The sequence below is a fragment of the Burkholderia sp. BCC1998 genome, from assembly GCF_905339875.1.
Taxonomy (GTDB): Bacteria; Pseudomonadota; Gammaproteobacteria; order Burkholderiales; family Burkholderiaceae; genus Burkholderia.
The window spans coordinates 121,392-139,729 of record NZ_CAJPHE010000013.1; the positions used below are offsets into that span (position 1 = coordinate 121,392).

Below are 18,338 nucleotides of genomic sequence, written 5' to 3' on the forward strand. Positions count from 1 at the left end.
CGCCTCCATGCCGAAGAAAAATCTCGTCTACATCCAGTCGCTGCGCAACGGCGCGGCCGATCGCGCCGGCCAGCCGGTCGCCTACCGGGGCGGCACGCGCTACATGAAGGCGCCGCTCGAATTCCTCGTCGAACGCCTGAACGACTCGCCGCTCGGCGAACGCTATGCGCTCAAGGGCGTGATCGTCGACGACGACGCAGGCTCGCCGGCCGACCGCGCGAAGGTCGCCGACTACGGCTTCGCGCGCACGCCGGGCCGCCCGTGGATCCTGCCCGACGGGCTGACGGTGCAGGGCCGGCCGGTCGACGAACTGTTCTGCACGATTGCATCGACGTACCGCCGGCTGCCGCGCGCTGCGCGCGAGCGCGTGACGGGCAAGCAGGCGTTCGAGCGCCGCCTGCTCGAACGCCTGCTCGAACTCGATGCCGACGTGGTCGTGCTCGACGGGCTGCTCGTGATCCTCGACGAGCTCGTGCGTCCCGGCGCGCGCTTTCACCGCCGCATCGCGAACATCCATCCCGGCATTACGGCCGACGCTTCACCGTACCAGCGGCGCGGTGCGTGGGCGACGCTCGACGCGCTGCACGGCGCGCGCGGCGAACGGGTCGACTGGGCGAGCGGCGCGACCTCGCGCGTCGAACCGGTGACGATGACGGGCGCCTCGTTCCACTACGTCGACAACGGCATCGATTCCGGCGAGGTGATCTGCGACGTGCTCGACACGCCGATCGCGCCGGACGACACGATTCTCGAACTGCGCTGGAACAACTTCCAGCGCAGCCTGTTTCCGGCGCTCGAGCAGGGGCTGCACATCCTCGCCGACCGCCACGACGCGGGAGCACTGTGATGGAAGACACGCTGACGAAGCCGGCCAACGCGGCAGACGCGGTCGAAGGCGAGGTGGCCGCGGCACTCGACGGCGCCGTGCACGGGCACGAGCCGCCCGCCGTCGAGCGCACGCTCGCCGCGTGGCGGCCCGGCGATCCGCCGGCGGCGCTGCTCGCGGAATTCGTCGCGCTGTTCAACACGGACACGCGGCACGACGCGGCGACGGTGTCGGTGCCGCTCGGCGGCGCCGATCCGGCGGCCGTCGCGTCGTACGTCGCGCGCGCGGTGCGCGAAGGCGTGATCGACGGCGCGCGGATCGCGGGCGACCGGCTGCGCGTCACCGCATCGCGCGCGACGTTCTGGCAGAACCCGCGGCCGTGGCTGAAGGCCCCCGCGTCGGGCGGGATGCCGCTGCGCTACACGATCACGAACGGCCACCGGCACCCGGTGCGGCCGCCGTCGCCGGCCGGCGAGATCTATGCGCGCTACATGCCGCAGGTCGGGATGACGTTCAGCCTGCGCACCGTCGACATCGCTGCACATGCGCAGCTGTTCAGCGACTGGATGAACCTCGATCGCGTCGCGCATTTCTGGGATCAGCGCGGCACGCTCGACGAGCACGCCGCGTATCTCGCGGAGCGGCTCGCCGATCCGCACATGCATCCGATGATCGGCTATTTCGACGACACGCCGTTCGGCTATTTCGAGTTCTACTGGGCGAAGGAGGACCGCCTCGCGCCGTTCTACGACGCGCACGATTACGATCGCGGGCTGCACCTGCTGATCGGCGACTCGCGCTTCCAGAGCGCGGGCAAGCTGCATGCATGGTGGAGCGGGGTGCTGCACTACATGTTCGTCGACGAACCGCGCACGCAGCGGCTCGTCGGCGAGCCGCGCGTCGATCACGTGCGGCATATCGCGTACATGCACCGGCTCGGGTTCCATACGTTGAAGGAGTTCGATTTCCCGCACAAGCGCGCGGCGCTTACCGTGATGGAGCGCGAAACATTCTTCGACACTTTCCGGTTGCCGTGACGGGACGGGGGCGCGAAGTGTCGATTCGTCGAAACGTCGATTCGCAAGCGTCGACGTTTCGCGCGGCTTGCAGGGGGCGCGCATCGGCCGTTCGGGATATGGATCGGGTGGGCGGCATGAGGAAGAATGGTCGCTCCCTCATCGCAGACAGGTCGTGACGACATGGCAAGCACACCCGCGACAGCATCAGGCGCGATCCCGCATCCGCGCCGCCCGATATTGACATATGCCAGCATATGCCTAGAATGGACGCATCGTACTCCCTTGGAGTGGCTCATGCGCACCGTTTCCATTTTCAAGAACGCCCGTAACCAGGCAATCCGCATCCCGAAGGACATGGAATTCGAGGGGGTGACGGAACTCGAGATCCGCCGCGAGGGCGACACGTTGTTGCTGCGGCCGGTGCGGCCGACGTGGCTGTCGCTCGCGAGTGAACCGCTGGCCGATGCCGACTTCCTCGTCGAGCGCCCGGCTGTCGTCGAATCCGGCCGTTTCGACTTGTCCGGCGCCGATGACGCCGCACCGACGGAGTCGGGCCGGTGACCACGCTCTACATGCTCGATACGAACATCTGTTCGTTCATCATGCGCGAGCGCCCACCGGTGGTGTTGTCCCGGCTGCAGTCGTGCGTCAATGCGCAGCACCGGATCGTCGTGTCGGCGATTACCTATGCGGAAATGCGGTTCGGCGCGGTCGGCAGAAAGGCATCGCCGAAGCATGCGGAACTCGTGACGGCCTTTGTCGCTCGGCTGGACGGCGTGCTGTCGTGGGATACCGCGGCGGTCGATGCAACGGCGGCGATTCGCGCCGACCTCGCCGCGCGCGGCACGCCGATCGGCGCAAACGATGCGTCGATCGCCGGTCACGCGATCGCGGCCGGTGCCGTGCTCGTCACGAACAATCGTCGCGAGTTCGGCCGCGTCGCGGGGTTGTCGCTCGAAGACTGGGCGGCCTCGGCCTGAGGTCGTGAACGCGCGATGGCGTGGCGCCCGCGCGGTCGCACGTCACGCGCGAGGAACAGGCGGATCCGCGAGGAAGGCGCTGCGGAACGCGTCGAGATACCGGTCGGCGTCCGCGCTGAATTCCCCCGGCAGCAGCGCGAACGCGCGGGCCTGCAGATCCTGCCCGAGCGTCGCGTAGATTGCTTCGTCGGACAACAGCGCGCGGATCGCATCGTACGTCGGCGGCGAAGCAATCCGCTGCGCATCGCGCGCCAGCAGCGCAGCCGCCGCCACCTCAGGCTGGAAACCGTGCTGCTCGAGCAGGTCGGGCGCCACCTCCCAGATGCGCTCGCGATTGCCTGCGTCGTGGAAATGCGTGAGCAGGAACAACAGGTCGTACGCGTCGCTGTTCTGGCGCGCGCGCCGGTCCTTCCACGCGAGCAACTTCAACAGCGCAAGGGCCGGCAGGCTCGCCACCGGCACCGCGACGTCGGCCGCGATCGACACGACCAGCGCCGTATCGATCGCCTCCTGAAAGCCAAGCACGTTCAACACGAAATCGCCGCCGGGCGGCCACGCGATTTCGCCGGGCGGCGTTTCGAGCGGCCCGAACGGCACGAGATCGAGTTCCGTGCGAAAGCCTTGCGTCCCGCTGTCGAACAGCAGTTTCTGCTGATGCTTCGGCGCACGCGCGAATTGCCCGGTCGCGACGAGCGCGTCGACGAGCCGTTCGTGAAACGGCCAGCTCACCGCGCACACCGCGACGTCGACGTCCCGCGTCGCCCGCACCGGGCGGATGCCGTGCACATGCCACATCAGGATGTCGCGCGCGGTCGCACCGGCGACGACGAATGCCGCGTCGAGCTGCGCGCAGGCCGCGCGGACCGCCTGCAGCAGCGCGACCGCCGCCGGCTCGAGCGGCCGGCGCGCGTCGACTTCAAGCGGGCGGGCGGGCGAGGTATCGGTCATGGATGTGTTCGGCGGCGGCGAGATTGCGACTGTCCCCGGACGAGACGAGATCCGCGTAGATCAGCAGCGGCGGCACGAGCGGCACGTCCTGCTCGCGCCAGTCGAGTGCCGGCGACGGCGGCCAGAAGGCTTCGAGCAGCTCGACGTCGCCACGCTCGTCCGGGCGCAGGCGTGCCTGGAGCAGCAGGCGGTTCGACACGGCGCCATGCGTATAGACGGTGATCGCGGCCGGCTTCAGGTCGTGCGTCAGCAAGTCGGCCGCGGGTTCGCCGCCCAGCCGCGCGTCGAATGCCGCGAAATCGAAGCCGCGCCACCAGTCGGGCGCGAGCGCGGCAAACCGCCGGGCGGGCAGTTTCGCGCGCAGGCGGCTCGGATACAGCGCGACCCATTCCTGCATGAAGCGCGGCCAGTCGGGCATCAGCCGTTCGCCGTTGCGCCGCTGTGCGACAAGGCCGCGCGCGAGCAGGTCGTCCATCGCGAGATTGACCGTGCCGAGCGCGACGCCCGACGCGGCAGCGATCGCCCGGTACGGTTGCGCGACGAGGCCCGGCTGCGTCGCGAGCGCGAACATCACGGCCAGCCCCTTGGGCGTCGTCGCGCGCGATGTCTGCCGGCGCGGCGTGCGGGCGGGTTTCGGCCGGCCGGAAATCATCACGGTCGCTTCCGGCTGGATCAGGCACGCATTGCCGGCCGTATCGAGAAACGGGATGCCTTGATCGGTCAGGCGGGCGGCCAGCTCGACCGATACGTACGGCGCAACCAGCATCAGCGGCCGCTCGCCGGGCAGCGGGGCGCCGCCGCGCCGGCGCAGCGCCGCGCGTGCGTCCTGCATCGATTCGACCCCGACGCTCACTGCCGCCGGCATCTCGAAGGCCTGCCCGGCAATGGCGAAACGGATCATCGCGTCGGCATGCGCGTCATAGGCGGCCGGCACGCGCACGGGTCGCGCACGGAAGCGCCGGGTCGCGCGTTCGAACGCGGCGCAGGCTTCGTCGAGCACGTGCTGTTCCGCTATCGGCAGGGTGGCGTTCTCGGGCATCGGGGTGGATTGCTTGTTCACTTTTCTGCCAGCGTACACAAAAAATGTACAACCGTCAAAAAATGAACAAGAACGCTCAACCCTTTGATAGGACGGGATTATTCCGGAATGACGAACGGAACTCAACGTGCACTCCCACCCGAGAAATCAAGACGAACTCGCAGTGTCCCGCATCCCGATGCGTGGCCGGCAGTCGCCCGAATGGCCGGTTTCCTCCCGCCGTGCGATTCGTCTTGTGCCGGAGGATAGACCGGCAACTCAAGGTTGTCTCAGCGACGACTTTCTGTCTGTCCGGTTGCCGCTCAACCGACTATCCTTGCCTGCACATTCCCCACGGAACCCAGGAGACGACACCGTGACGCACAGCGTGATCCCCGCAGGCCTCGCCGACGAAATGATCGAGATCCGGCACCGCATTCATGCCCACCCCGAACTGGGCTTCGAGGAATTCGCGACGAGCGATCTCGTCGCCGGGCAGTTGCAGGCGTGGGGCTACACGGTGCAGCGCGGGCTCGGCGGCACGGGCGTCGTCGCGCAGCTGAAGGTGGGCAATGGCACGCAGCGCCTCGGCCTGCGTGCCGACATGGACGCGCTGCCGATCCACGAGTCGACCGGCCTGCCGTACCAGAGCACGATCCCCGGCAAGATGCACGCGTGCGGTCACGACGGCCACACGGCGATGCTGCTCGCGGCCGCGAAGCACCTGGCGCGCGAGCGCCGCTTTTCCGGCACGCTGAACCTGATTTTCCAGCCGGCCGAGGAAGGGCTCGGCGGCGCGAAGAAAATGCTCGACGACGGGCTGTTCGAGCAGTTCCCGTGCGACGCGATCTTCGCGATGCACAACATGCCGGGCTTCCCGACGGGCAAGTTCGGCTTCCTGCCCGGGCCGTTCATGGCGTCGTCCGATACCGTGACCATCGACGTGCAGGGGCGCGGCGGCCACGGCGCGGTGCCGCACAAGGCGATCGACCCGGTCGTCGTGTGCGCGCAGATCGTCATCGCGCTGCAGACGATCGTCTCGCGCAACGTATCGCCGCTCGACATGGCGATCGTCACGGTCGGTGCGATCCACGCGGGCGAGGCGCCGAACGTGATTCCCGACCGTGCGCAGATGCGCCTGTCCGTGCGCGCGCTGAAGCCCGAGGTGCGCGACCTGCTCGAGACACGCATCAAGGAAGTCGTTCATGCGCAGGCGGCCGTGTTCGGCGCGACCGCGACGATCGATTACCAGCGTCGCTATCCGGTGCTCGTCAACGATGCGGAGATGACCGCGTTCGCACGCGGCGTCGCGCGCGGGTGGGTCGGCGAAGCGAACCTGATCGACGGGATGGTGCCGCTCACCGGCAGCGAGGATTTCGCGTTCCTGCTCGAGAAGCGGCCGGGCTGCTACCTGATCATCGGCAATGGCGACGGGGAGGGCGGCTGCATGGTGCACAACCCCGGCTACGACTTCAACGACGCGGCGCTGCCGATCGGCGCATCGTACTGGGTCAAGCTGGCGGAGACCTTCCTGGTGTGACGCCGCGGCGCATCGACGTGGGCACCGCCACCCGGTGCGCGCCCGCGCGGCCATGACACCGGCCGCGCGGGACGCATTGGAAACGCGCCAAAGGCGCTACACAAGAGCTACCGCAAACCCTCGCCCAGGCTCCTGTTCCATTGGAAAGCGCTCACGCGCTGAATTTGACGCTCCTTGACATCGACGGCACGGGCCGCGTGCTACGCTGCGCGCGACGCCGGATCGGCTCGATGAATACAGGTGTGGACGACATGCGAAAACAGTTTCTGACCGTGCTGACGGCTTGCGCGGTCGGCGTTCTGGCGGCCGGATGCGACGACCAGAAGGTGGCTGACGCGGTGAACGCGATCAAGCCCGATCCGATGGCGTTCGGCAATCTGCAGCCGGGCGTCTCGACGACCGAGGACGTGCTGCGCCAGGCGGGCAAGCCCGAGATGGTCCGGCAGGGCGACGACGGCTCGCAGCGTTTCGAGTATCCGCGCGGCCCGTACGGCACGCGCACGTACATGCTCGATTTCGGGCCCGACGGCCGGCTCGTGTCGATCACGCAGGCGCTGACGGCGGCGAACATCGCGAAGGTCGTGCCGGGGATGTCGAAGGACGACGTACGGCAACTGCTCGGCAAGCCGACCGAGGTCGCGCAATACGCGTTGAGCCATGAGGAAGTGTGGAGCTGGCACTGGGCCGAGGGCGGCGTATCGGGCGACGCGATGTTCAACGCGCATTTCTCCCCCGACGGCACCGTGATCCGGACTTCGCGCTCGGAAGCGCCGGGCCGCGAAAAACCCTGACCGCGCAGCCGCGCGGTGTCCCGGGGTATTTTTCGTCAGAATGCCGTGCCGCCGAACAGCGCGGCCGCCATCTCCGGATTCGACGGCCAGTACATGTGCATGTAGGTCGCGACGATCGGGCCCGCGCGATACACGGCTTCGCCGCTTCCGGGCACGCCGTCGGGCCGCGCCGCCGTCGCCGCCGGCGCCAGCGGCGTATCGAGCCGCGAATAATGAAACGTATGACCGCGCATCGGCCCGGTGCGCGTGTCCAGCTGCTGCATCCCGAGCGCCGCGAACCGACGCTGCATCGTCGCCTGGCCTGACAACAGTCCGAGCATCGGCGTCGTCGCGCCGTCCACGTCGGTCAGCGATTCGCACAGATACACCATCCCCCCGCATTCCGCGACGATCGGCAGGCCGGCCGCCGCATGCGCGCGAATCGTCCGCGCGGTCACGGCATTCGCCGCGAGCGTCGCCGCGTGCAGTTCCGGATAGCCGCCCGGTACGAACAGCGCGTCGCAATCGTCGGGCACGGGTTCGTCCGCAAGCGGCGAAAAGAACCGCAGCTGCGCACCGAGCGCGTCGAGCAGCGCGAGATTGGCCGGATAGATGAACGAGAACGCGGCATCGCGCGCGATCGCGATCCGCTTGCCGGCGAGCACGCGCGGCAGCGCGGCGTGAACGTCCGGCTCCGCGAACGCGACGGCCGGCGGCAATTCGGCGAGCGCCGTCTGCGCGAGCACGTCGGCCGCACGCTCGAGCCGCGCATCGAGATCGCCGATGTCGGCCGGCTGGTGCAGGCCGAGATGCCGTTCCGGCAGCGCGATGCCCGCATCGGCCGGCACGTGCCCGAGCCAGCGCAGGTCGTCCGGCAGCGCCTGCCGCAGCAGTTCCGCGTGTCGCGGCGACCCGACACGATTGCCCAGCACGCCGTGAAACGGCACCTCCGGCCGGAACCGCGCGAGCCCGAACGCGATCGCCGCGAACGTCTGCGCCATCGACTTCGCGGCAATCACCGCGACGACCGGCACGCCGAACGCGACCGCGAGATCGGCGCTGCTCGGCGTGCCGTCGAACAACCCCATCACGCCTTCGATCAGGATCAGGTCCGCGTCGCGCGCCGCATCGGCGAGCAGCGCGCGGCAGCCGGCTTCGCCGACCATGCCGAGGTCGAGCGCGTGCACGGGCGCCCCGCTCGCGCGTTCGAGCAGCATCGGATCGAGAAAATCCGGCCCGGTCTTGAACACGCGCACGCGCCGGCCGAGCCGCCGGTGCAGCCGCGCGAGGCCGGCCGTCACCGACGTCTTGCCCTGGCCGGACGCGGGCGCGCTGACGAACAGCGCGGGGCAGGCCGGCATCGCTCAGAACTCCACGCCGGGCTGCGCCTTCACGCCTTGCTCCTTGTACGGATGCTTGACGAGCCGCATTTCGGTGACGAGGTCGGCCGCGTCGATCAGCGCATCGGGCGCATGCCGCCCGGTGACGACGACGTGCACCGATTCCGGGCGCGCGACGAGCGTCGCGAGCACTTCGTCGAGCGGCAGGTATTCGTACTTCAGCACGGTGTTCAGCTCGTCGAGGATCACCATCCGGTACTCGCCGCTTTCGATCATCCGGCGCGCCTCGTCCCAGCCCTTGCGCGCGGTTGCGATGTCGGCGTCGCGGTTCTGCGTGTTCCACGTATAGCCGTCGCCCATCGTCACGAAGTCGCATTGCGCGACCGCGGCGAGGAAGTCGCGCTCGGACGTGTGCAGCGCGCCCTTGATGAACTGCACGACACCGAGCCGCATGCCATGGCCGAGCACGCGCACGGCCATGCCGAACGCGGCCGTGCTCTTGCCCTTGCCGTTGCCGGTATTGACGATCAGCAGGCCCTTTTCCTGGGTAGCGGCAGCCTGCTTCTTTTCATGGCCGGCGCGGCGGCGTTCGGTCATCCGCTGATGGGATTCGGCATCGGTCTTCATCGGGAATCGTCCTGTCGAAAGCGAAACAAAAGGTTCAGAGCGGGCCGGCGAGCGCGACCGTCACGCCGTCCCGGATGGATTTGGGGCCGAGCAGCCGGCCATCGGGCGCCGCGAGCCGCGCGCACGGCTCGGCCACGCCCGCGACGCCGAAACGCGCGAGCGCGGCAGCCGACGGGCCGCTCAAGGCCGGTTCGGAGCACCGCGCGAGCTGCGCCGCGTCGAACGCGACGAGCGGCCAGCCGCGGCGTGCGCACAGCGTGCGCAGCGGCCGGGCACGCGCCTTGTCGGCGAGCGTCGCGACGACGGCCGGTTCGGCGCCCGGGTAGCGCGCCAGCGCCGCGCGGATCGCGGCATCGAGTTGCGCGGCCGTCACGCCCGCGCGGAAACCGACGCCGAGCGCGACGCGCATCATGCGCGGCCGCCGAGCGCCGCGCGCACCGCCGGATCGTCGGCGAGTGCCGCGACGCGGCCGATCACGACGATCGCGGGCGAGCCGATACCGGCGGCGCCCACGCGTTCGACGACCGTGTCGAGCGTCGCGAGCGCGTGCCGCTGCCCGTCGCGCGTCGCGTTCTCGATCGCCGCGCACGGCATGTCGCCGGGCACGCCGCCGTCACGCAGCGCGGCCACGATCGTGTCGAGCCGGCGTATGCCCATGTAGATCACGATCGTCATCCGCGTCGCGGCCAGCGCGCGCCAGTCGGGCTCGTCGGCGCCCGCGCCGTGGCCCGTGACGAAGATCACGCCCTGCGCGTCGCCGCGATGCGTGACCGGAATGCCGAGCGCGGCCGGGGCCGCGATACCGGCCGTGATGCCGTTTACGACCTCGACTGGGAAACCCGCCGCACCGAGCGCGAGCAGCTCCTCGCCGCCGCGGCCGAACACGAACGGATCGCCGCCCTTGAGCCGCGCGACGCTGCGGCCCGCGCGCAGGTGCGCGAGCATCGCGGCGACGATCGTTTCCTGCGGCGTCGACGCGTGGCCGCCGCGCTTGCCGACGTGCTCGATGCGCGCGTCGGCGCGCGCATGGCGCAATACATCGGGGTTCACGAGATCGTCGACGAGCAGCACGTCGGCCGCGGCGATCGCGCGCACGGCCTTCAGCGTCAGCAGATCGGCGTCGCCGGGGCCGGCGCCGACGAGCCAGGCGCGGCTCATCGGACGCGGCACGGCGCACACCGTGTCGTGGCAGTGGAAAGGGGACAGCGAGCGGCGCATCGGCGGCCGGCGGACAGGCAAGGCATGACGGATCGGGCGAAGCCCGCGCGAACGCGGGCGGAAAGCGCACCCCATCCGTCCCCCGCGGATCGGGCGTTCGGCGAGCAGCGGGCTCGCCCCTTGCGTCGGCCGGTATCCGGGCTGGCCGCTTGCCAGGCCGCAGCCTTCCCGCCCGCTGAAGGGCAGTGGCATCGCGGGCGGCCTGGGCGCGTGCGGGGGGAACCGCGGCGCGCGGGCGGCGTACCGTTGCGGGGACAGCACAGGCCGGGCGGACTTCCGCCTCCTGTTTCCCGTTTAACTGCGTGCGCGGAATGCGCATGCGAGCACCGAACGCGGCGCATACGATAGCACAGCGGTCGGCCCGCGCGAACCCGCCGCGCGGGCGCCGCAAGCGCCCCCGGTGCGATGCCGCCACCACGCCGGACGCGCCGCGGCGGGCCGTTCCGCCTTTACCTTGACGCTCCCCGCACCGCCGCCTACACTCGCACGCGTTTCGGTGCTCGCGCGCGCTCCTCCGGCGCGCGCAGTTAAACGGGAAACAGGGAGCCTGCCTGCGCCGCAGTCGGGCCAACCTGTGCTGCCCCCGCAACGGTAAGCGAACGCGTCGCGCCCAGCGCGATGCAGCGCCGCTTCGCCGCATGCCTGCCGCATGCGGACGACCGCCACTGGATGCCGCGCATCCGGGAAGGCGAAGCGGCGTGTTCGTCAGCCCGGATACCGGCCGAGACGTTGGGGTTCAGCGCCGCGGGGAGGCGGCGCATCGTCCACGGCCGCAGTTCGCCGGACGCCCGGGCGTTGCCCTTCCTTCGCCGATCCGTCAGCCGCTGCACGCGTGCGGGCCGGGGCGAAGAACGGCCAGCGCCGCGGGCAGGCCGACGACGGCCGTGTTGGCATACATCATGTCGACCGTTCGCAAAGGAGCATCATGCTCGACTCGTTCTTCCGCCTGTTCAACGACAGCCCGTCCGGGCTGCGCGGCAAAATCGTCGCGATCTATTCATTGCTCGTCGCATTCAACGTCGGCGCGTGGATCTGGGCCTTCATCGCGTTTCGCGACCAGCCCGTGCTGCTGGGTACCGCGCTGCTCGCCTACGTGTTCGGGCTGCGCCACGCGGTCGACGCCGATCATATCGCCGCGATCGACAACGTCACGCGCAAGCTGATGCAGGAGGGCCGCAGCCCGCTCGGCGCGGGCCTGTTCTTCTCGCTCGGCCATTCGACGGTGGTGATCGTGATGTCGGTCGCGGTCGCGCTGACCGCGGCGTCGCTCGCGCGCTTCGAGAGCATGAAGACCTGGGGCGGCGTGATCAGCACGAGCGTGTCGGCGTTCTTCCTGCTGGTGCTCGCGGCCGCGAACCTGCTGATCCTGATCTCGGTGTACCGGACGTTTCGCGCGGCCCGCCGCGGCGAGCCGATCGTCGACGCCGACCTCGACATGCTGATGAACCAGCGCGGCGTGCTGGCCCGCCTGTTCCGGCCGTTGTTCCGCCTCGTGTCGCGCAGCTGGCACCTGTATCCGGTCGGCTTCCTGTTCGGCTTCGGCTTCGATACCGCGACCGAGATCGCGCTGTTCGGCATTTCGGCCACGCAGGTGCAGGGCGGCCTGTCGTTCTGGTCGGTGATGGTGCTGCCGGTGCTGTTCACCGCGGGCATGACGCTCGTCGACACGACCGACGGCATCCTGATGATGGGCGCGTACCGCTGGGCGTACGTGCGGCCGATCCGCAAGATCTACTACAACATGACGATCACGTTCGTGTCGGTGCTGGTTGCCGCGCTGATCGGCGGCATCGAGGTGCTCGCGCTGCTCGCGGACAAACTCTCGCTGCAGGGCCCGGTATGGGATTTCGCGACGATGGTCGCATCGCATTTCGGCATGCTCGGCTACGTCGTGATCGGCCTGTTCGTCGCATGCTGGATCGTATCGGCCGCGATCTACCGCCTCAAACGCTACGACGAGATCGACGTGACGCTCTCGGCCTGACTCCCTTTTAGACACAGGACCCACCATGACCCTACGCAAGCTTCCCGTCACGATCGTCACGGGCTTTCTCGGCAGCGGCAAGACCACGCTGATGCGCCACATCCTGCAGCATGCAGAAGGCCGCCGCATCGCGGTGATCGTCAACGAATTCGGCGAGCTCGGCATCGACGGCGAAATCCTCAAGGGCTGCGGGATCGGCTGCGAGGATGCAGACGGCGCAGAAGGCGCCCGCAGCGAAGCGTCGGGCCAGCTGTACGAACTCGCGAACGGCTGCCTGTGCTGCACCGTGCAGGAGGAGTTCTATCCGGTGATGGAAGCGCTCGTCGAGCGCCGCGCCGACATCGATCACGTGCTGATCGAGACGTCGGGCCTCGCGCTGCCGAAGCCGCTCGTGCAGGCCTTCAACTGGCCGACCATCCGCAACAGCTTCACGGTCGACGCGGTCGTGACCGTCGTCGACGGGCCGGCCGCCGCGAGCGGCCAGTTCGCCGAGAACCCGCAGGCCGTCGACGCGCAGCGCCGCGCCGATCCGAACCTCGACCACGAATCGCCGCTGCACGAACTGTTCGCCGATCAGCTGTCGTCGGCGGATCTCGTGATCGTGAACAAGGCCGACCTGGTCGGCGACGCACAGTTCGCCGAAGTCGAAGCCGCGATCCGCGAGGAAATCCCGCCGCAGGTGAAGATCGTGCGCGCGACGCGCGGCGAACTCGATCTCTCGATGCTGCTCGGGCTCGAGTCGGCATCGGAGGAAACGATCCACCTGCGCCACGACCATCACGGCTCGGCCGACGACGGCGATCACGATCACCATCACGACGATTTCGATTCGGTGGTGGTGTCGGGCGACGCGGGCTCGCGCGAGGCGACGATCGCCGCGCTGCAGCGTGTCGTCGAGACGCACACGATCTACCGCGCGAAAGGCTTCGCGGCGCTGCCCGATGCGCCGATGCGGCTCGTGATCCAGGGCGTCGGCCGTCGCTTCGACAGCTATTTCGACCGTCGCTGGCAGGACGGCGAGCCGCGTGCGAGCCGCTTCGTGCTGATCGGCGAGGATCTCGACGCGGCCGCGCTGCAGCGCGCGTTCGACGTCGCGTGCGCGGCCGAGCCGCAACAGGCGTAACGCACGATGCATCTGCTGCGCACCACGCCGGGCGGCTTCGTCGACGATACGCAGGGTGTCGTCCGGATCGACCAGCAGCCGGCCGACATCGTGATCCTGAGCTCGGCCGACACGACGCTGTCGCTGCTGGCCAGCGTCGTGCCGAGGCTGCCGACCGGCTTTCCGAGCGTGCGGCTCGCGAACGTCACGTTCCTGCGGCAGCCGGCGTCGGTCGATTTCTATGTCGACGACGTGCTGCGTCACGCGAAGACGGTCGTGATCGATCATCTGGGCGGCGAAGCGTACTGGCCGTACGGGATCGAACAGGCCGTGTCGCTCGCGTCGAAACGCAGGCAGCAGCTCGCGATGTTCTCGGGCGACCTGCAGGAAGATCCGAACCTCGTCGCGAAGAGCACTGTCGCACCGGACCTGTGCCGGTTGTGGTGGCGCTATCTGCGCGAAGGCGGGATGCACAACGCCGAAGCGTTGCTGCGCAGCATTGCGTTCCATACGCTCGGGGTCGGCGACGAACCCGAGCTGCCGCGCCCGCTGCCGGCCGCCGCGCTGTATCACCCGGCGCGCGACCCGGCGAGCGTCGAGGACTGGCGTCCGCGCTGGACGCCCGGCGCGCCCGTCGTCGCGATCCTGTTCTATCGCGCGCACTGGCAGGCCGCGAACACCGCCGTGTTCGACGCGCTGGCCGATGCGCTCGTGCGCGAAGGGCTCAATCCGCTGCCGATCGCGGTCACGTCATTGAAGGATGCCGTAAGCCGCGAGGTCATCACGCGGCTGTGCGACACGCACGGTGTCGCGCTCGTGCTGAACACCACGGCCTTCGCGGCCGGCGCGATCGACAGCCCCGAGCCCGACGTGCTCGCCGGCGACGCGCCGGTGCTGCAGGTGATCCTGTCCGGCGGCAACCGCGACGCGTGGGTGGCCGACAACCAGGGCCTGCATGCGCGCGACATCGCGATGCACATCGCGTTGCCCGAGGTCGACGGGCGCATCGTCACCCGCGCGGTGAGCTTCAAGGGGCTGGCATATCGTTGTCCGCACACCGAAGTCGACGTCGTGCGCTACCAGCCGGACGCCGAGCGGATCGCGTTCGTCGCGGCGCTCGCGCGCGGCTGGTGCCGGCTGCGCACGCTCGACCCTGCCGACAAGCGCATCGCGCTGATCCTCGCGAACTATCCGCAAAGCGAAGGGCGGATCGGCAACGGCGTCGGGCTCGACACGCCGGCGTCCGCGCTGCGCGTGCTGGCGGCGCTGCGCGACGCGGGCTATAGCGTGGCCGACCTGCCGGCCGACGGCGACGCGCTGATCGCGCGGCTCACCGAAGGCGTGACCAACGACCCGGCCGTGCGCGCATTGCGCCCGGCGTTCCAGAGTTTCGCGCTGGCCGATTACGTCGCGCATTTCGCGCGGCTGCCGGCCGCCGTGCGCGACGCGCTGAACGCACGCTGGGGCCCGCCCGAAGCCGATCCGACGCTGCGGCAGGGGCGCTTCACGATCGCCGGCTGGCGCGCGGGCAACGTGTTCGTCGGCATCCAGCCGTCGCGTTCGCGCGGCGAGAACGACTATGCGAGCTACCACGATGCGGATCTCGTGCCGCCGCACGCGTACCTCGCGTTCTATTTCTGGCTGCGCGATGCGTTCGGCATCGACGCGGTCATCCACCTCGGCAAGCACGGCAACCTCGAATGGCTGCCGGGCAAGAGCGTCGCGCTGTCCGACGCGTGCTGGCCCGACCTGACGCTCGGGCCGCTGCCGCACCTGTATCCGTTCATCGTCAACGATCCGGGCGAGGGCAGCCAGGCGAAGCGCCGCGCGCAGGCGGTGATCATCGATCACCTGATGCCGCCGCTCACGCGCGCGGAAAACTACGGCCCGCTGCAGGATCTCGAACGGCAGGTCGACGAATACTACGAGGCGCTGATGGTCGATGCGCGGCGCGCGAAGCTGCTGCGCAAGACGATCCTCGCGACGATCGCCGAACACCGGCTGCACGACGAACTGAGCGTGTCGCCGCCGCGCGATGCGGGCGACGAAGATGCGCTGCTGACGCGCGTCGACGCGTGGCTGTGCGAATTGAAGGAAGCGCAGATTCGCGACGGGCTGCATGTGTTCGGCGCGTCGCCGGCCGACCGTCAGCGCCGCGACACGCTGCTCGCGCTCGCGCGCTTTCCGGTCGGCGACGGCAAGGGCGAACGTGCGGGGCTGATCGGCGCGCTCGCGCGCGATCTCGCGCTCGGCGACGATTTCGATCCGCTCGCGGCCGACTGGGCCGCGCCGTGGACGGGCCCGCGGCCGGCCGTGCTGCAGGCGCTCGACACATCGCCGTGGCGCCATGCGGGCGACACGCGCGAGCGGCTCGAACGGCTCGCGCAGCAGTGGCTCGACGGCGTGTGCGCGGCCGGCACGTCCGGCGCTTCCGGGATCGGCACGACGCCGCCCGGCGACTGGCCGCACACGCTCGCCGTCATCGAACGCGTGCGCGCGACGCTGATGCCCGCGCTCGACGCGTGCGGCGGCGAGGAACTGCGCCAGCTGCTGCGCGGGCTCGATGGCCGCTTCGTGCCGCCGGGGCCGAGCGGCTCGCCGTCGCGTGGCCGCCCCGACGTGCTGCCGACGGGCCGCAACTTCTATTCGGTCGATACGCGCGCGGTGCCGACGCAGGCAGCGTGGTCGCTCGGGCTGAAATCCGCGCAGCAGCTGATCGAACGTCACCTGCAGGATCACGGCGACTATCCGCGCGCGATCGGGCTGTCGGTCTGGGGGACGGCCACGATGCGCACCGGCGGCGACGACATCGCGCAGGCGTTCGCGCTCCTCGGCGTGCGGCCGAAATGGGCGCACGGCAGCCATCGCGTGACCGACTTCGAGATCCTGCCGATCGAGATCTTCGACCGGCCGCGCATCGACGTGACGCTGCGCGTGTCCGGCTTCTTCCGCGACGCGTTCCCGAACCTGATGCACCTGTTCGACGCCGCCGTGCAGGCCGTTGCCGCGCTCGACGAACCCGAGGAACTGAACCCGATCCGCGCGCGCATCGAGCGCGAACGCGCAACATGGATCGAGCGGGGCGTGGCGCCGGACGAAGCGCGGCGCCGTGCCGGCTGGCGCGTGTTCGGCGCGCGGCCGGGCAGCTACGGCGCCGGCCTGCAGGACCTGATCGACCGGCGCCGCTGGCAGAGCGACGCCGATCTCGCCGATGCGTACCGCCAGTGGGGCGGCCATGCGTACGCGCAGAACAGCGCGGGCGACGCGGCCCCCGACGTGTTCGGCGAGCGGCTCGCGACGATCGACGTCGTCGTGCAGAACCAGGACAGCCGCGAACACGACATCCTCGATTCGAACGACTACTACCAGTTCCAGGGCGGGATGACCGCGGCCGTGCGGCACCTGTCCGGGCAGCAGCCGAGCATCTATCACGGCGACCATGCGAACCCGGCCGCGCCGAAGATGCGCACGCTGCGCGAGGAGATCGCGCGCGTGATCCGCTCGCGCGTCGTCAATCCGAAATGGCTCGACGGCGTGAAGCGCCACGGCTACAAGGGCGCGGCCGAAATGGCCGCGACCGTCGACTACCTGTACGGCTATGACGCGACCGCGCGCGTGCTGTCGGACCACCAGTACGCGCTCGTCGCCGACGCGTACCTGTTCGACGACGACACGCGAGCGTTCCTCGAACGCCACAACCCGAAGGCGCTGCACGGCATCTGCGAACGCTTCGTCGAAGCGATGCAGCGCGGGCTGTGGCAGCAGCCGGGCGACTATCGCGAGCGGATCGAAGCGGTCTGGCTCGACAGCGAACAACTTCAGGAAGGAGGACGGCGATGACCGATCCGACGACGCAGCACGCACGCGCGGTATTCCCGTTCGCGGCGCTGGTCGCGCAGCAACCGCTGCAGCAGGCGTTGCTGCTCGCGGCGATCGACCCGTCGCTCGGCGGCGTGCTCGTCAGCGGGCCGCGCGGCACCGCGAAATCGACCGCCGCACGCGCGCTCGCCGAACTGCTGCCCGAAGGGGCATTCGTCACGCTGCCGCTGTCGGCGAGCGACGAGCAGGTCACGGGCACGCTCGATCTCGCGCATGCGCTCGCGGAAAACGGCGTGCGCTTCCGGCCGGGCCTGCTCGCGCGCGCGCATCGCGGCGTGCTGTACGTCGACGAGGTGAACCTGCTCGCCGACGGGCTCGTCGATACGCTGCTCGACGTCGCCGCGAGCGGCGTGAACGTGGTCGAGCGCGATGGCGTGTCGCATGCGCACGACGCGCGCTTCGTGCTGGTCGGCACGATGAACCCCGAGGAAGGCGAACTGCGCCCGCAATTGCTCGACCGCTTCGGGCTGATGGTCGAACTCGCGAACTGCTTCGACGCCGCGCAGCGCGAGCAGATCGTGAAGGCGCGCCTCGCGTTCGATCTCGATCCGGATGCGTTTCGCGCACGTCACGCGACTGCACAGCGCGACCTCCGCGACCGCATCCACGCGGCGCGGGCAAAGTTGTCGACGCTGGATTTCGACGATGTGGTTCACGCGCGCGTCAGCGCGCTGTGCATCGACGCGGCCGTCGACGGCCTGCGCGCCGACCTCGTGATGCTGCGCGCCGCGCGCGCGCTCGCGGCGCTGGAACAGGCCGACGCGGTGACGGTGTCCCATGTCGAACGCGTGGCCGACGCGGTGCTGCGGCATCGGCGTCATGCGGGTGCGCCGCCGTCGTCGGGCGCATCGCAGTCGAATGCAGAGGGCGGCGGCGACCACGACGACCCTGCGCCGCCGGACCTGCACCGGCAGCCCGATCATCGACCGGGCGCGGCACGCAACGATGCAACGGCGTCGCAAGGCGACTGGGGCTACCTGCCGCCCGAGCCTGCTGGACTGCGCGACGTGAAAGGCGTGGTGCCGCTGCCGCTAAAAAAACGCTGAGCCATCGAGCCGACGCCGCCGCGAACACCGTTCGCGGTCCT

The 18,338-nt window shown here is 69.7% G+C and carries 16 protein-coding genes and 2 riboswitches; of the genes, 10 read left to right on the top strand and 6 right to left on the bottom strand.

The window, feature by feature from the left end; genetic code table 11:
* The first annotated feature begins 7 nt into the window (after window positions 1–7).
* The 4 genes from U5A56_RS22325 (at window position 8) to U5A56_RS22340 (ending at window position 2,825) form a co-directional block, all read left to right on the top strand.
* A complete protein-coding gene (locus U5A56_RS22325; protein ID WP_321924605.1) occupies window positions 8–847 on the top strand; it encodes a formyltransferase family protein in 840 nt (279 codons plus the stop codon).
* Window positions 847–1,863, top strand: coding sequence for a GNAT family N-acetyltransferase (locus U5A56_RS22330; protein WP_321924607.1), 1,017 nt, complete (start codon window positions 847–849; stop codon window positions 1,861–1,863). Before U5A56_RS22325 ends, U5A56_RS22330 begins: the two co-directional genes overlap by 1 nt.
* Window positions 1,864–2,139: 276 nt before the next feature.
* On the top strand, window positions 2,140–2,406 hold the full coding sequence (gene vapB, locus U5A56_RS22335; protein ID WP_044843570.1) for a type II toxin-antitoxin system VapB family antitoxin: 267 nt from the start codon (window positions 2,140–2,142) through the stop codon (window positions 2,404–2,406).
* The gene (locus tag U5A56_RS22340) at window positions 2,403–2,825 is read left to right on the top strand and encodes a PIN domain-containing protein (protein WP_257773187.1); all 423 of its coding nucleotides are present in this window, start codon (window positions 2,403–2,405) and stop codon (window positions 2,823–2,825) included. Before vapB ends, U5A56_RS22340 begins: the two co-directional genes overlap by 4 nt.
* Window positions 2,826–2,867: 42 nt before the next feature.
* Here the strand turns inward: U5A56_RS22340 and U5A56_RS22345 are convergent, their stop codons facing one another.
* On the bottom strand, window positions 2,868–3,773 hold the full coding sequence (locus U5A56_RS22345) for a nucleotidyl transferase AbiEii/AbiGii toxin family protein (RefSeq protein WP_321924609.1): 906 nt from the start codon (window positions 3,771–3,773) through the stop codon (window positions 2,868–2,870).
* Window positions 3,742–4,812 carry a type IV toxin-antitoxin system AbiEi family antitoxin gene (locus tag U5A56_RS22350; protein ID WP_321924704.1) on the bottom strand — a complete coding sequence of 357 codons (1,071 nt, stop codon included), beginning with the start codon at window positions 4,810–4,812 and terminating at the stop codon, window positions 3,742–3,744. The genes U5A56_RS22345 and U5A56_RS22350 overlap by 32 nt, the downstream gene beginning before the upstream one ends.
* A gap of 355 nt (window positions 4,813–5,167) precedes the next feature.
* On the opposite strand from U5A56_RS22350, the gene U5A56_RS22355 reads away from it, so the two are divergent.
* Complete coding sequence (locus U5A56_RS22355) at window positions 5,168–6,331, top strand: M20 aminoacylase family protein (RefSeq protein WP_124485510.1); 1,164 nt, start codon at window positions 5,168–5,170, stop codon at window positions 6,329–6,331.
* Window positions 6,332–6,582: 251 nt separating this feature from the next.
* The gene (bamE, locus tag U5A56_RS22360) at window positions 6,583–7,122 is read left to right on the top strand and encodes an outer membrane protein assembly factor BamE domain-containing protein (RefSeq protein ID WP_124521791.1); all 540 of its coding nucleotides are present in this window, start codon (window positions 6,583–6,585) and stop codon (window positions 7,120–7,122) included.
* Between the two features lie 35 nt (window positions 7,123–7,157).
* Here bamE and U5A56_RS22365 read toward each other — a convergent pair whose 3' ends face one another.
* The 4 genes from U5A56_RS22365 to cobA are packed head-to-tail and all read right to left on the bottom strand — an operon-like array spanning window position 7,158 to window position 10,286.
* The gene (locus tag U5A56_RS22365; RefSeq protein WP_321924612.1) at window positions 7,158–8,462 is read right to left on the bottom strand and encodes a cobyrinate a,c-diamide synthase; all 1,305 of its coding nucleotides are present in this window, start codon (window positions 8,460–8,462) and stop codon (window positions 7,158–7,160) included.
* 3 nt (window positions 8,463–8,465) lie between these two features.
* On the bottom strand, window positions 8,466–9,068 hold the full coding sequence (cobO, locus tag U5A56_RS22370) for a cob(I)yrinic acid a,c-diamide adenosyltransferase (protein WP_321924615.1): 603 nt from the start codon (window positions 9,066–9,068) through the stop codon (window positions 8,466–8,468).
* Between the two features lie 34 nt (window positions 9,069–9,102).
* Entirely contained in the window at window positions 9,103–9,480 is a 378-nt protein-coding gene (locus U5A56_RS22375) for a cobalamin biosynthesis protein (RefSeq protein WP_321924617.1), read from the bottom strand.
* The gene (cobA, locus tag U5A56_RS22380) at window positions 9,477–10,286 is read right to left on the bottom strand and encodes a uroporphyrinogen-III C-methyltransferase (RefSeq protein WP_415749211.1); all 810 of its coding nucleotides are present in this window, start codon (window positions 10,284–10,286) and stop codon (window positions 9,477–9,479) included. The genes U5A56_RS22375 and cobA overlap by 4 nt, the downstream gene beginning before the upstream one ends.
* Window positions 10,287–10,395: 109 nt before the next feature.
* Window positions 10,396–10,632: riboswitch (cobalamin riboswitch) on the bottom strand.
* A gap of 131 nt (window positions 10,633–10,763) precedes the next feature.
* Window positions 10,764–11,027: riboswitch (cobalamin riboswitch) on the top strand.
* A gap of 184 nt (window positions 11,028–11,211) precedes the next feature.
* Here cobA and U5A56_RS22385 point away from each other — a divergent pair.
* Genes U5A56_RS22385 through U5A56_RS22400 form a run of 4 tightly spaced genes read left to right on the top strand, consistent with a single transcriptional unit; the run spans window position 11,212 to window position 18,297 of the window.
* The gene (locus tag U5A56_RS22385) at window positions 11,212–12,270 is read left to right on the top strand and encodes a HoxN/HupN/NixA family nickel/cobalt transporter (protein WP_044843562.1); all 1,059 of its coding nucleotides are present in this window, start codon (window positions 11,212–11,214) and stop codon (window positions 12,268–12,270) included.
* 25 nt (window positions 12,271–12,295) lie between these two features.
* Window positions 12,296–13,393 (top strand): cobalamin biosynthesis protein CobW, encoded by a 1,098-nt coding sequence (gene cobW / locus U5A56_RS22390; protein WP_321924621.1) that lies wholly within the window; start codon window positions 12,296–12,298, stop codon window positions 13,391–13,393.
* Window positions 13,394–13,399: 6 nt separating this feature from the next.
* A complete protein-coding gene (cobN, locus tag U5A56_RS22395; RefSeq protein ID WP_321924623.1) occupies window positions 13,400–17,212 on the top strand; it encodes a cobaltochelatase subunit CobN in 3,813 nt (1,270 codons plus the stop codon).
* Complete coding sequence (locus tag U5A56_RS22400) at window positions 17,209–18,297, top strand: ATP-binding protein (protein ID WP_044843559.1); 1,089 nt, start codon at window positions 17,209–17,211, stop codon at window positions 18,295–18,297. The genes cobN and U5A56_RS22400 overlap by 4 nt, the downstream gene beginning before the upstream one ends.
* Window positions 18,298–18,338 lie beyond the last annotated feature (41 nt).